This window comes from Streptomyces sp. NPDC087300 (assembly GCF_044744425.1).
Lineage (GTDB): Bacteria > Actinomycetota > Actinomycetes > Streptomycetales > Streptomycetaceae > Streptomyces.
Genome location: NZ_JBIUYI010000002.1, coordinates 187,065 through 200,028, shown reverse-complemented (window position 1 = coordinate 200,028; position 12,964 = coordinate 187,065). Strand labels below are relative to the sequence as shown.

13 protein-coding genes and 1 pseudogene are annotated in these 12,964 nt (G+C 71.9%); 5 read left to right on the top strand and 9 right to left on the bottom strand.

Annotated features, from left to right (window positions below; translation table 11 throughout):
- Window positions 1-107: 107 nt before the first annotated feature.
- The 3 genes from ACIO9J_RS06475 to ACIO9J_RS06465 form a co-directional block, all read right to left on the bottom strand.
- On the bottom strand, window positions 108-1,160 hold the full coding sequence (locus tag ACIO9J_RS06475) for a BMP family protein (protein ID WP_401993519.1): 1,053 nt from the start codon (window positions 1,158-1,160) through the stop codon (window positions 108-110).
- Between the two features lie 232 nt (window positions 1,161-1,392).
- On the bottom strand, window positions 1,393-2,514 hold the full coding sequence (locus tag ACIO9J_RS06470) for a BMP family protein (protein ID WP_401993516.1): 1,122 nt from the start codon (window positions 2,512-2,514) through the stop codon (window positions 1,393-1,395).
- A 170-nt stretch (window positions 2,515-2,684) separates the two neighbouring features.
- Complete coding sequence (locus ACIO9J_RS06465; RefSeq protein ID WP_401995850.1) at window positions 2,685-3,920, bottom strand: amidohydrolase; 1,236 nt, start codon at window positions 3,918-3,920, stop codon at window positions 2,685-2,687.
- A 305-nt stretch (window positions 3,921-4,225) separates the two neighbouring features.
- On the opposite strand from ACIO9J_RS06465, the gene ACIO9J_RS06460 reads away from it, so the two are divergent.
- Window positions 4,226-4,990 carry a VOC family protein gene (locus ACIO9J_RS06460; RefSeq protein ID WP_401993513.1) on the top strand — a complete coding sequence of 255 codons (765 nt, stop codon included), beginning with the start codon at window positions 4,226-4,228 and terminating at the stop codon, window positions 4,988-4,990.
- Window positions 4,991-5,102: 112 nt separating this feature from the next.
- On the opposite strand, the gene ACIO9J_RS06455 is transcribed toward ACIO9J_RS06460, so the two are convergent.
- Entirely contained in the window at window positions 5,103-5,846 is a 744-nt protein-coding gene (locus ACIO9J_RS06455) for a DUF4232 domain-containing protein (protein WP_401993510.1), read from the bottom strand.
- 212 nt (window positions 5,847-6,058) lie between these two features.
- Window positions 6,059-6,460 carry a GNAT family N-acetyltransferase gene (locus tag ACIO9J_RS06450; protein ID WP_401993507.1) on the bottom strand — a complete coding sequence of 134 codons (402 nt, stop codon included), beginning with the start codon at window positions 6,458-6,460 and terminating at the stop codon, window positions 6,059-6,061.
- Between the two features lie 91 nt (window positions 6,461-6,551).
- Here ACIO9J_RS06450 and ACIO9J_RS06445 point away from each other — a divergent pair, with 91 nt between their 5' ends.
- The 4 genes and pseudogenes from ACIO9J_RS06445 (at window position 6,552) to ACIO9J_RS06430 (ending at window position 7,971) form a co-directional block, all read left to right on the top strand.
- Window positions 6,552-6,806 carry a hypothetical protein gene (locus ACIO9J_RS06445; RefSeq protein WP_401993504.1) on the top strand — a complete coding sequence of 85 codons (255 nt, stop codon included), beginning with the start codon at window positions 6,552-6,554 and terminating at the stop codon, window positions 6,804-6,806.
- Window positions 6,752-7,168: a hypothetical protein gene (locus tag ACIO9J_RS06440; protein ID WP_401993501.1), complete on the top strand. Its 417-nt coding sequence runs from the start codon at window positions 6,752-6,754 to the stop codon at window positions 7,166-7,168. Before ACIO9J_RS06445 ends, ACIO9J_RS06440 begins: the two co-directional genes overlap by 55 nt.
- 26 nt (window positions 7,169-7,194) lie before the next feature.
- A pseudogene (locus tag ACIO9J_RS06435) lies at window positions 7,195-7,362 on the top strand (MFS transporter); the annotation flags it as partial.
- A 210-nt stretch (window positions 7,363-7,572) separates the two neighbouring features.
- Complete coding sequence (locus ACIO9J_RS06430; protein ID WP_401993498.1) at window positions 7,573-7,971, top strand: peptidoglycan-binding protein; 399 nt, start codon at window positions 7,573-7,575, stop codon at window positions 7,969-7,971.
- Between the two features lie 43 nt (window positions 7,972-8,014).
- On the opposite strand, the gene ACIO9J_RS06425 is transcribed toward ACIO9J_RS06430, so the two are convergent.
- The 4 genes from ACIO9J_RS06425 to ACIO9J_RS06410 form a co-directional block, all read right to left on the bottom strand.
- Window positions 8,015-9,118 (bottom strand): hypothetical protein, encoded by a 1,104-nt coding sequence (locus tag ACIO9J_RS06425; RefSeq protein ID WP_401993495.1) that lies wholly within the window; start codon window positions 9,116-9,118, stop codon window positions 8,015-8,017.
- A 53-nt stretch (window positions 9,119-9,171) separates the two neighbouring features.
- Window positions 9,172-10,125, bottom strand: coding sequence for an N-acetylneuraminate synthase family protein (locus tag ACIO9J_RS06420; RefSeq protein ID WP_401993492.1), 954 nt, complete (start codon window positions 10,123-10,125; stop codon window positions 9,172-9,174).
- Between the two features lie 13 nt (window positions 10,126-10,138).
- Window positions 10,139-11,455, bottom strand: a complete 1,317-nt coding sequence (locus ACIO9J_RS06415; RefSeq protein WP_401993489.1) for a cytidylyltransferase domain-containing protein — start codon at window positions 11,453-11,455, stop codon at window positions 10,139-10,141.
- A gap of 104 nt (window positions 11,456-11,559) precedes the next feature.
- The gene (locus ACIO9J_RS06410; RefSeq protein WP_401995847.1) at window positions 11,560-12,897 is read right to left on the bottom strand and encodes a DUF6716 putative glycosyltransferase; all 1,338 of its coding nucleotides are present in this window, start codon (window positions 12,895-12,897) and stop codon (window positions 11,560-11,562) included.
- Between the last annotated feature and the right edge of the window lie 67 nt (window positions 12,898-12,964).

Here is a 12,964-nt window from a genome sequence, read left to right as displayed (position 1 = left end):
CACCCCGTCGCACGAGAATCACGCTGCTGTTACGGCCGTCGGTACGGCCGGACCGGCCGCCGCGAGGGCGGTCGGTGCGGCCGTCACACCGTTACGCGGTCACGCCGTTACGGCTTGGCCTTGACCTTGATCTTGCCGCTCTTGATGCCCTCTTCGGCCTTCTTCACGGCGGCCTGGACATCGGTCATCTTCTTGAACGCGGGGTTCGAGTCGGTCAGCGCGACACCGCCGGAGGCGAGGTCCGCGCGGACGACGCCGCCCTTGGCGTTGCCGTCCTCGACTGCCTTCGCCAGGTTGTAGACCGAGCCCGCGACGTCCTTGGTCGCCGAGGTCAGGATGTACTTCTTGTACTTGGCGAGCGCGTCCTGCTTGTACTGGTCGGAGTCGACGCCGATCGCCCAGACCTTCTTGGCGGCGGCGGCCTCGATGACGCCCTGACCGGAGAGGCCCGCGGCGTGGTAGACCACGTCGGCGCCCTTCTCGATGTGGCCCTGGGTGGCGGTCTTGCCCTTGTCGGGGCTGGTGAACCCGCCGTCCTCCGCCTTCTCGGTCAGGTACTGCTTGACGACCTTGACCTTGGGGTTCGTGTCCTTGACGCCCTGGACGAAGCCCGCCTCGAACTTGTGGATGAGCGGCACGTCCACGCCACCCACGAAGCCGACGGTGTTGGACTTGGTGACCTTGGCGGCGGTGACGCCCGCGAGGTAGGACGCCTCCTGCTCGCTGAAGACCAGGTCGGAGACGTTCTTGGCCTTGACGGTCTCGTCGTCGACGATGCCGAAGGAGACCTTCGGGAACTTCGCGGAGACTTCCTTGATCGCCGGGGCGTAGGCGTAGCCGACACCGATGACCGGGTTGTAGCCCTGCTTCGCGAGCTGCGTCAGGCGCTGCGCCTTGTCGGCGTCCGACTCGCCGTCGACCGGCTCGACGGCCTTCTCGCCGGTCTTGAACTCGGCGGCGGCCTTCTTCATGCCCTCGGTCGCGGCGTCGTTGAACGACTGGTCGCCGGCGCCGCCGACGTCGTAGGCGATGGCGACGCCCTTGTTCTTGTCGTCCTTGCTGGCGGCGGCGTCGCTTGACGTGCCACCGCAGGCAGAGACGGAGACGGCGAGGGCTGCGGTCGCGGCGCCCGCGACAGCTATTCGAGACACCCGGCGCATAGAGACGAACTCCTTAGTACAAGCAAGCACAAGCACGTACGAGCGCCTCACCTGGCGCTGATTTCGCCGCAGCGTAACGCGCGTAGACCTGACATAAGAACCCTTCTGTCCGGTCCGTTATCGAGCTGTGGCCACCAGATGTCCGGCGCCCGAACGCCGGGTGGGCGCCCCCTTCGTGGGGACGCCCAGACGCCGCAGTACGTACTACGTAAAACGTCTCTCGGTCCGCGCGCTATGGCGCGATCTTGACCTTGACCTTTCCGCTGATGATGTCCTTCTTGGCCTTCTCCACCGCGGCGACGACGTCCTTCATCGCGGTGTACTTCGGATTCGAGTCGGAGAATCCGACGCGGCCCGACTTCAGGTCGTAGCGCTGCTCGCCCTGCATCGGCTTGCCCTGGACGACGGACTTCGTCAGGTCGTAGACCGCGCCGCCGACGTCCTTGAACGCCGAGCCGAGGATGTAGTCCTTGTACTTGGCGAGCGCCTTCTGCTTGTACTGGTCGGAGTCGACGCCGATCGCCCACACCTTCTGCGAGCCCGCCTCCTGGATGACGCCCTGCCCGGAGAGCCCGGCGGCGTGGTAGATCACGTCGGCGCCGGCCTCGATCTGCCCGCTGGCGGCGTTCTGGCCCTTGTCGGGGCTGGAGAAGCCGCCCTCCTCGGGCTTCTCGGTCAGATAGCGCTTCTCGATCTCGATCTTCGGGTCCACGGACTTCACGCCCTGGACGAAGCCCGCCTCGAACTTGTGGATGAGCGGGATGTCCACGCCGCCCACGAAGCCGACGTGCTTGGCCTTGGTGACCTCGGCCGCGGCGACGCCCGCGAGATAGGAGCCCTGCTCCTCGTGGAAGACCAGGTCGACGACGTTGTCCGCCTTCACGGTGTTGTCGTCGATGATCCCGAAGGTGGTGTCGGGGTACTTCTTCGCCGCGGCCTGCACGGCGGGCGCGTAGACGAAGCCGACGCCGACCACCGGGTCGTAGCCCTGCCTGGCGAGCTGTTCGAGCCGCTGGACCTTGTCGGCGCTGGACTCGCCGTCGCCCGGCTCCATGTCCACACCGCCGATCTTGAACTCCTTGCGGGCCTTCGCGTAGCCCGCGTACGCGGCGTCGTTGAAGGACTGGTCGCCCTTGCCGCCGATGTCGTAGGCCAGGCCGATGCCCTTGCCGTCGTACTTCGACGAACCGGCGGAACCCTTGTCCTTGCCGTCGTCCTTCGATGCCTCGTCGCTGGTCTTGCCGCAGCCCGCGGCGGCGAGGGCGAGCACGGCGACGGCGGCCGCGACGTGAGTGGCCCGGGACGTGCGGCCCGGAGATTTACGGCCCTGAGATTTCCGAGAGAGACGACGCACAGGAAGCACCCCTTGATCCCCAACGCGCCGCGTACGACGCTGATTTCGGCGCACAGTAACGCGCGTAGAAAGGGAGGGGAACGGGGTTTCGCACTGCCGTTACCTATTCGTGCCGAGGGCCGGTTACGTCCGGGTGCACGGGTCGTGCGCAACCGGCCCTTTCCGCCCCGTCAGACCCGGGCGGCATCCAGCAGCGCGGCGGCGGTGAAGAGTTCCACGCCGACCGTGATGGCCGACTCGTCCGCGTCGAAGTCGCCCTGGTGGAGGTCGCGGACCGTGCGCTCGCCCGGCTTGCGGACGCCGAGGCGGGCCATGGCGCCCGGCACGTGCTCCAGGTACCAGGAGAAGTCCTCGCCGCCGAGGCTCTGTTCGGTGTCCTCGACGGAGAGCGGGCCGCGGCGCTCGGTCATCGACTCACGCAACAGGTCGGTGACCACCGGGTCGTTGACCACCGGGGGCACGCCGCGGATGTAGTTGATCTCGGACTTGGCGCGGTAGAGCTCGGCGACCTCCTGGATCGCGCCGTGCACCAGGTCGGGCGCCTGCCGCCAGGCCTTGAGGTCGAGGCAGCGGACCGTACCGGAGAGTTCGGCGTGCTGCGGGATCACGTTGCAGGCGTGCCCGGACTCGATGCGGCCCCAGGTCACCGAGAGGCCCGAGCGGGCGTCGATGCGCCGGGCGACCAGGGCGGGGACCTCGGTGACGACCTTGGCGGCCGCGGTCACCAGGTCGGTGGTGAGATGCGGGCGCGCGGTGTGTCCGCCCGGACCGTCGAGCGCGACCTCCAGGCGGTCGCAGGCCGAGGTGATGGGGCCGTGCCGCAGGCCGATGCGGCCCGCGTCGACGCGCGGGTCGCAGTGCACTCCGATGATCCGGCCGACGCCGTCGAGGACGCCCGACTCGATCGCGTCGGACGCGCCGCCCGGCAGGACCTCCTCGGCGGGCTGGAAGATCAGCCGGACCGGGCAGGGCAGTTGGCCGCGCTCGGCGAGCGCGGCGAGGACCAGACCCGCGCCGAGCACGACGGTGGTGTGCACGTCATGTCCGCAGGCGTGGGCGCGGTCGGGCACGGTCGAGCGGTACGGCACGCCCAGCTTGGTGTCGGGGATGGGCAGCGCGTCGATGTCGGCACGCAGCGCGAGCATGGGCCTTACGCCGTCCCATTCGCCGATGTCACAGGTCAGACCCGTACCGATGGCGAGCACACGGGGCTCAAGGCCCGCCTCCTCAAGCCGGGCCTTGAGGGCCGCGGTGGTACGGAACTCCTGGTTGCCGAGCTCGGGGTGCATGTGCAAGTCGCGCCGGAAGGCGACGAGTTCGGCGCGCAGCGCTTCGGGCAGCGCGCCGGGGAGTGCTTCCGCGGGAGCGGACTCGGATCCCGGCTCGGCTTCGGACTCGCGGGACATCAATTGGTTCACCCTGTGAAGGGTAAGGCGACGCGGGGTCCAACTGACCCACGATCAACAAAAGTTCAGCCCGTTAGGGGAAGAATTCGTGGCCGCGTGGCGCATGGGCGTTGGTCGCGATGGGTAAACTTTTGGGTCGCCTCGAAGGATGCGGATGCCGTTCGGCGCCTGTAGGGGGCCGGTGCCCCGGCCGTGAGCGGGGCGGGACGTCCGGTCCGCCGCCAACTGGGACAGGATCCGACCTATATGGGCTCTAGCGTCGGAGACACCTGACCGCACCCCGAGGAACGCGAACGGTGGACCCGATGAGCCTAGTCACCAGGAACCAGCCCGAGTCCACGCCCACGTGGACCGACCTCGACGTCACCGAAGGGGACGGGGCCGGGCGCGCGGTGGAGTTCTACGGGGCGCTGTTCGGCTGGGAGCCGCGCGCCGAGCGGGGGCACGGGGTCACCTTCCTGCTGCGCGGCCGCCCGGTCGCGGGGCTGCGTACGGTGCCCGCGGGCGCGGAGCGGCTCGGCGCCTGGCGGACGTACTTCGCCGCGGACGACTGCGACGCGGTCGCCGGGCGTGTCGTGGCGGCGGGCGGGGAGCTGCGGCGGGCGCCCGCGGAGCTCGGCGGGCTGGCGCGGGCGGCGGTGGCCGTCGACCCGGTGGGCGCCGAGTTCGGGCTCTGGCAGGGGCGTGACCTGCTCGGCTGCGAGCGGGTGAACGAGCCGGACACGCTGGTGCGCAACGACCTGTCGACGCCGGAGGCGGAGCGCGCGAGGGCGTTCTACGCGGCGGTCTTCTCCTACACCCTGGACGGGAACAAGGACCTGCCGGACTTTGACTTCACGTTCCTGCGGCGGCCGGACGGGCACGAGATCGGCGGCGTCCTCGGGACGCCGGAGGCGCCGGTCTCCCGCTGGGAGACGACGTTCGAAGTGGCGGACGCGGACGTGACGGTGGCCCGCGCGACGGCGGCGGGCGGCGCAGCCCAGGCCCCCTCGGCGACGCTGTACGGGCGGATGGCGCAGGTCACCGATCCGCTGGGGACCACCTTCCACGTGATCGCCCGGCCTCGATGAGCCGCCGGGGAAGACGGTGGCGGGGCCCGGTGAGGGGCCCCGCCGGGTCGGCGGCCGGGTCGGGGGTCCCGGCCGCCGCGTTGACCGGGCCGAAGGGGTCGGCCCGGCCGGCTCAGAAGTCGTCGGCGCCGTTGCGGAGTTCGGGCGTCCAGTAGCCCGTCGCCCACTTCGCGGGGTCGACGGCGATGCCGCTGCCCGGGGCCCGCACCGCGGCCTGGCCGTTGCCGCCCTGGAGCATCACGGAGAAGGCGGTGACGGGCTCGGTGTACTCGTCCTTGCCGCCGTCCGACAGCTTGACCAGGGCGTACGCGGGGGCGCCCGCGGGCAGCACGACGGGGGCGGCGGGCTTGCTCTTGGCGACCGCGGGGACGTCCTGCTTGTGGCTCTCCAGGAACTGGACCCGCGGGAAGCCCCGCATCGTGCAGCTGTGGCCCGAGGTGTTCTTCGCGGTCAGGACGATGTGGGTGTAGGGCGCGCCGCCCCGGTACGCGGCGCTGATGCGGACGTCCTTGGTGGTGCACACCTGCGCGGCCTGGGAGCCGCCGCCGGTGGACGCCTTGACGGCGCTGTCACCGCCGGTCGCGCCCTTGCCGGAGCCGCCGTGCGCCGATGCGCCGCCGGTGCCCGCGTCGCCGCCCTTGGAGCCGCTCTTGGAATCGTTCTTGCCCGAGTCGCCCTTGGCATCGTTCTTGCCCGAGCCGCCGTGCGAGGCCGCCGACGCGGAGCTTTCGGCGGCGGAGCCCGCGGACTTCGCGTCGGCGGCCCCGTCCCCGCCGCCGCAGGCGGTGAGGGTCAGGGCGAGGGCGGCGGTGGCCGATGCGGCGAGGACGGTGGTGCGGTTGCGGAACGTACGCATGGGAGATCCCCCGAGGTGGTGATGAGCGTGGTCGTGCGCCCGAGGCGCGGCACGGCAGCCGCCCGGTCTTACCGGAAAGCCGCGCCTGACCTGCGGACATCCATGAGTCTGCGCCCTGCCGCTCACGCTTCGCCGTCACTTCGCTGACGTTCCGCTGACGTCCTGTTCCGCGGCGCCCCGGCGACGGCGTGCGACGGCGTCCGCCCCCGTGCTCAGAGCGCGATGAGCCCCGCCGCCGTCGGCCGGAACCCGCAGGCGTCGAAGTAGAAGCCGCGCAGTTCGTCGTCGAAGTCGACGTGCAGCCACTCGCAGCCCTGCTCGCGCGCGCCTTCGACGGCGCGCGCGACGAGTCCGGCCCCGGTGCCCCGGCTCCGGTGCGGCCCCGTCACGACGGTGTCGAGGACGAAGGCGTGCACCCCGCCGTCCCAGGCGACGTTGACGAAGCCGACGAGGTCGCCGTGGGTGTCGTCCCGCGCGCAGACCCAGCCGAGGCTGTGCCGTGCCAGTTGCGCCCGCCAGCCGATGTCGAGGACCGGGTGCCCGAACCCCTCGGCGTGCAGGACGTTGACCTCCGTGTCCTCGAAGGGGCCTCGCCACTCGTAGGTGATCGTCATCCGGGGAGGGTAGCCGTGGCCGTACGCCCGGTTCCTCAAGTTTTCCGCGCGGTTGACCTCAACCGTGGTCGAGGGAGGAGCGTCGGGTGGCATGACACCTTTCCTGGATCTCCTCCATCCCGACGCGGGGACCGTCCTGATCAGCGAGTGGCGCACCGGCACCCCGGAGCGCACCCGGGCGGCCGCCGACGCCGTCATCGAGGAGTGGGCCGCCGCCGAGGCACCTCCCGCGCGGCTCGCGCAGCACCTCTTCGTCGCGACGGACGGCACCGGCCTCCTCCACTACGCGCAGTGGACGAGCGCGAGGACCACCTCGCGTGGGCCCGCGCCTACCGCACCACCGTGATCAACCGCGTCGACACGCTGGTCCCCGGCATCGAACGGCCCGGCCTCAACAGGACCCGGCTGCACCGCAGCGTGGTGCACGACGCCGGGCACTCCCCCGGCGTCTTCGCGATCACGATGACGACGGACGGCGCCCGCGCGATCGTCGTCTCGGAGTGGACCGACGCCTCGGCCCACGTGAAGGCCACCACGGACGCACCCGGCGTGCGGCGGTACACGCTCCACCACTCGCTCACGAAAGACCCCAGGCCCGCTCACACCCCACGCGCCGCCTCGCCCGCCGTCCGCGCGAACGCCGCCACCGCCGCCGTGTCGTGGCCGATGCGCCACACCACGCCGTACCCGTCGGGGCCGCGTCGGTGACGGGGACGTAGGTGATGCCGGGGCGGCTCGCGGGCGCGCTGCTCTACACGTCGTTCCAGTTCGGTGCCGCGCTCGGCCTCGCCGCCGTCTCCGCGGTCAACGTCGCGGCCACGGCGTCGGACGCGCCCGCCGCGCTGCTGGAGGGTTACCGCGCCGCGCTGTGGGTGCCGTTCGCCGCCGCGCTGTCGGCGGCCCGCTGACGCCCGCGGCGCACTACCCCGTGGGGTGGACGCCAGGCGGCCGCTACGTCACTGGTTGACGGTGCTGCAACCGTCGGTGCAGTCGGGAGTCACACCACCGTGGGACGCGCGGCCCGTGGCCGCCGTCCTAGCGTGGGCCTCGCCCGGGCGGCAAGTTTCCCATCCGAGGCGGCCGTCCGCGCCGCCCGACCCACTGGAGCCCACATGCCCGTCAACCGCGTGGCCGCGGCCGTCCTGACCGCCGGCCTGCTCGCCGCCACCGCCGTGACCGGAGCGGCCGCCACGGCATCGGCCGCCGCCCCCTCCGCCGAGCCGTCCGCCGCCACCGCCCTGGCGGGCTGCTCGTGGCGGACCGGCCTCGGCTTCTACTGCGGCTACGACACCCACAACACCTACGCCGACTACGGCGACAGCGGCAAGAAGGTCAAGGAGATCCAGGCCCTCCTGCGCTTCCACGGCAAAGACATCGGCTCGTCGGGGATCGACGGCCAGTTCGGCAAGGACACCCGCTCCGCGGTGCGGGCGTTCCAGCGGAGCGTCCGGCTCCCGGACGACGGCATCGTCGGCCCCAACACCTGGACCTGGCTGCGGACCAGCGTCTGAGCGAGGGCCCCTCGACCGTCCCTTCGACCGCCCTTCGCCCGGATCAGCCGGCCGGTGACGCGACGACCGACGTCAGGCGGTGCACGTCGCGCGCCGTGCCGGTGACCCCGGACAGGAAGCCCTGGGCGCGCGGGGAGGCCGTCTCGGTCAGCCAGGCCGGGTCGATGTCGCAGACCGCGACCTTCACGTCGGTGCCCGCGAGGGCGAGCGGCAGGGTGTGCACGACCGTCGAGGGGAAGCTGAGGATCGTACGGCCGATCGGTCCGCGCCGTGCGATCAGCTCCAGGGGCAGATCGGGGCGTACGACCTGGAGGCCCGTCTCGACCGCGAGGCGGTGGAGCTTCTCGGCGCTCTCCCTGCGGTGGGCGAAGTAGCGGTTGGCGCCGTGCGTGTGCGAGAGCGCGCGCACGGCGTCGAGGTAGCGGTCCGGGTCGACCACGCCCGTCTCCACCAGCGAGGTGCCGACCAGGTCGGCGCCGCGCGTGATGCGGGGCGGCCCGAACCGTTCCCTGGTCCAGGCGAACGCGTTGACGGTGACGGTCACCCCGTCCGGCGCCTGCTCGATGGGCATGGCGGAGAAGACCTCCACCGCGCGCGTGCCGCCGGGCGTGAGCCTGCGCCGCGCGGACGCGGAGACCGGCGCGAAGACCAGGTCGCGCGGGCCGGGACGGCCGCCCTTGCGGTGCCAGCGCACCAGGCGTTCACCGCGCGCGAGCTGGGCGATGAACTCCATCGTGGCCGTGCCGTCGTCCACCACCACCAGGGACCGGGCCTTGGTGATGGTGAGCAGCAGCTGCACGTAGCGGGAGAACGGGTCGCCGATCACTATCCGGTCGGCCCTGCGCAGCGCGCCCGCGAGGCCGCCGATGGTGTGGAAGGGGGCCGCGGTGCCGCCGCGCGCCTCCTCCCAGCGGACTTCGACGCCCTCGTCGCGGGCCAGCTGTGCCATGCGGCGCAGCTGCCCGCGCGTCATCGGGTCGTTCGGGGAGAGGACGACGACGGTGAGGCCCCCGGTCGGCCCGGTCGCCGCCGCGGCGTGCGCCCACTCCAGGACGTTCAGAAGCTGAACGGGGCTCTCCACGAAGGCGAGCGTGGAGGGAGCGGTGGTGCCGGTGTGGTCGGCGGCTCGGCCGACTCTGGGGCTCATCGTCGTAGATCCGTATCCCGTGTGTCCGTATCCCGGTAAAGCGGGCCGCGTGCTCAGACGGCGACCGGCTCGGTGTCCGACGTGGACTCGCTCTCGGCGACGACGCCCGCGACGCGGCGCAGCTTCTTCATCGGGCCGAGCTCCGACTCGTAGACCTTCTTGACGCCGTCGCCGAGGGAGGCCTCGATGGTGCGGATGTCGCGGACCAGGCGGGTCAGACCCTGCGGCTCGACGGAGGCGGCCTGGTCGGAGCCCCACATGGCGCGGTCCAGGGTGATGTGGCGCTCGACGAAGGCGGCGCCGAGGGCGACCGCGGCCAGCGTGGTCTGCAGGCCGGTCTCGTGGCCGGAGTAGCCGATCGGGACGTTCGGGTACTCGGCCTGGAGGGTGTTGATGACGCGGAGGTTGAGCTCCTCGGCCTGCGCCGGGTACGTCGAGGTGGCGTGGCACATCAGGATGTTGTCCGAGCCGAGGACCTCGACCGCGTGACGGATCTGCTTCGGCGTCGACATGCCGGTGGAGAGGATGACCGTGCGGCCGGTGGCGCGCAGGGCGCGCAGCAGCTCGTCGTCGGTGAGCGAGGCGGAGGCCACCTTGTGGGCGGGCAGGTCGAACTTCTCCAGGAAGGCGACGGCCTCGGTGTCCCACGGCGAGGCGAACCAGTCGATGCCGCGCTTGGCGCAGTGCTCGCTGATCGCCTGGTACTCGGCCTCACCGAACTCCACGCGGTGGCGGTAGTCGATGTAGGTCATGCGGCCCCAGGGGGTGTCGCGCTCGATGTCCCACTGGTCGCGCGGGGTGCAGATCTCCGGCGTGCGCTTCTGGAACTTGACCGCGTCGCAGCCGGCCTCGGCGGCCACGTCGATGAGCGCGAAGGCGTTCTCCAGGTCACCGTTGTGGTTGATGCCGATCTCACCGGTGATGTACACGGGCTGACCGGGACCCGCCGTCTTCGAACCGAACTGGCGGAGACGGGAGTTGGCGCCGATGGGGGTGATGGAGCTCATGACAGAACAGTCCTTAACTGTGGAGGGAGTCGAGAGAGGGGCCGAGGATCCAGGTGGCGATCTCTCGGATCGCGCCTTCACCGCCGGGGACGGTGGTGACCGCGCGGGCCGCGCCGCGCACGACGTCGTGGGCGCTCGCGACCGCCACGGGCCAGCCCACGAGGGCGAAGCACGGGAGGTCGTTGACGTCGTTGCCGACGTAGAGCACGCGCTCGGGAGCGATGCCCTGCTCCTCGCACCACTGCTTCAGTGCGAGGTCCTTGCGGTCGATGCCGTGCAGGACGGGAAGCTTGAGCTTCCTGGCCCGCGCGGCGACGACCGGGTTCTGTTCCGTGGAGAGGATCAGCATGTCCAGGCCGCTCCTGCGGAGGGCCGCGATGCCGAGGCCGTCCCCGCGGTGCACGGAGACGAACTCCCTTCCATCGGAGTCGATCAGCACCCTGTCGTCGGTCTGGGTGCCGTCGAAGTCGAGGACGACCGCGTCGATGTCCGCGGCGGTCGGGAGGGCGGCGTCGCCGTCGGGGCGATCCGCGTCGAAGAGCGGGGAGAGCGCGCGGGCGCGGGCGAGGTCGTGCGGGTCGTCGACCTCCAGGACGCGGGCGGGGTCGGTGCGCACCGGCTCGGTGTGGCCGAAGAAGCGGTGCTTCTCGGTGCGGAAGCCCGCCGCGTCCATCGCGTAGGCGGCGCCGGTCTCCAGGAGGTCCTGGGGGCGGTCCTGACGGCGCGGCCGGAAGGACTTGTCGTGGTTGACGCCGTAACCGCCGCGCGTACGCGTGGAGTTGGCGAGGGTGGCGGTGCCGCCGACGGCGTCCGTGCGCCGCTCGGCGACGTCGGCCGCGCCGTCCGTGGCGTCGTCCGCCGCGTCGCGCCAGATGAAGCCGTGGAAGGGGGCGACGGTGACGGCGGTGTCCGCGCCGTTCTCGACGACCGCGCCGGCCACCCCGTCGATGTCCTCGCGGGTGAGGAAGGGGCTGGTGCACTGCACGAGCAGGACGACGTCCACGGCGGCGCCGTGCAGGGCCTCGTGGGCGTCCATGGCGTGCAGGACGGCGGCCTCGCTGGTCGCGGTGTCACCGGCGATCGCGGCGGGGCGGAGCACCACTTCGGCGCCCGCGGCGCGGGCGGCCTCGGCGATCACGTGGTCGTCGGTGGAGACGACGACGTCGGTGACCAGGCGGGACGCCAGGCATTCACGGATGGCTCTGGCCACCAGGGGCACACCGCCGACCGGGGCGAGGTTCTTGGCGGGCACGCCCTTGGACCCGCCGCGGGCGGGGATGACGGCGAGGACGCGGCGTACCTGCGTGCCCGCTGGGTCGGGGTGGGACATGGGGGCTCCTGAGAGGTCGGCTGAGGAGGGGTGGGGGGTGGTCACCGCGTCCGCGGCGGGTGCCGGAGGCACGGCGGGGCTCGTCCGCGCGGCACGTCCGGGCGTCACAGCTCGCCCATCCGCCGGATGACGGGCGCCACGCGCTGCACGCCGTGGCGGTAGGCGCCGCGGGCCGCGCGGCGCACGATCTGCCGTACGGGACCCGGGTCCTTGTCGGCCGCGGGCGCGCCGGGCAGCGGCGTCCCGTCGGGCCCGAGGTGGTGACGGGCGAGGATGCCGGGCAGGTAGCCGCGGGCGGTGACGAGGCTGTAGTACGGCTTCAGGGGCGGGAGTTGACCGTCGGCCGCGTCGGCGAGCAGGGCGGTGACCCGCTCGCGCGCGCCGTCGAAGGCCCGCTCGTAGCCGCCGTCGGCGGCGACGCCCTGCCGGGCCAGCCACCGCTCGTCGGGCTCGGGCAGGTCGCCCGCGTCGATCCTGTCCCAGGAGGTGAGGCAGCCCGAGCCGGTGAAGTGGTGGTTGCCGAGCGCCTCGCGCACCCCGAGGTCGGTGAGGACCGCGGTGGGGATGCGCCGGTGCAGGGACTCAAGGGCCGCCGTCGAGGAGACGGTGACGAGCAGGTCGGTGCGGTCGAGGACCTCGCCCATGTGGCCGTAGACGAGCTGGAAGTTGGCGGGCGGTCCGCCCTCGATGCGCTGCGCCAGCTTCTGGTAGGGCAGCTCCTCGATGTGCGTGGTGTGCTCGCCGGGCTTGCTGCGCAGCTTGAGCAGCACCTCGCGGTCGGGGTGCAGCCTGGCGTGTTCGACCAGGCGGCGCAGCAGGTAGGTGCGCTGGGCCGCGCTGTCGGGCACGGAGGGCTGGGCGGCGAAGACGACGGTGTAGGGGTCGTGCTTCTCGTAGGGCGCGCCGCCGAGGAAGGGCAGCGCGGCCTCCGTCACCGCGGTGGCGTCGGCGCCCACTCCCTCGTACACGGCGCGGAAACGCTCCGCGTCCTGGCGGGAGTTGGCGAGTACGACGTCGGCGCCGTGCCGCAGCAGGAGGCCGTCGGCGAGCTTCTCGTAGACGACGCCGACGTAGCCGGTGACGACGACGGGCCGCTTGCCGCGCCCGCCGGTCAGGCGGGCGTCCTCGACGACGCGGGCGAGGCCGTGCAGAACCGCCTGGACCGCGCCGCCCACCAGGGCGAGCACGATCACGTCGGGCGCCTCGCGCCCCATCTCCCGCAGGAACTCGACGGCGGTGACCTCGCGCAGCGAGTCCGCGCGCACCCCCACTTCTTCGAGCTGGCGGGGGGTCGGGGTGGCCCGGCCGCGGAGGAGGTAGCCGTTCAGCCGGTGGTTCTCCGGCCCATGCTCGTCGGGCCGATTGTCCGATACGATGCGGTTCGCGGTGAGAGCGCCCCATTTCCATCGCGTATCGGAATCGGCGAGCACGGCGACCCGCAGCGGGTTTCGATGACTTCCTTGCACGTCCCAGACGCTAGGAAGGCATTTCGATTGGCGGCCCAACTCA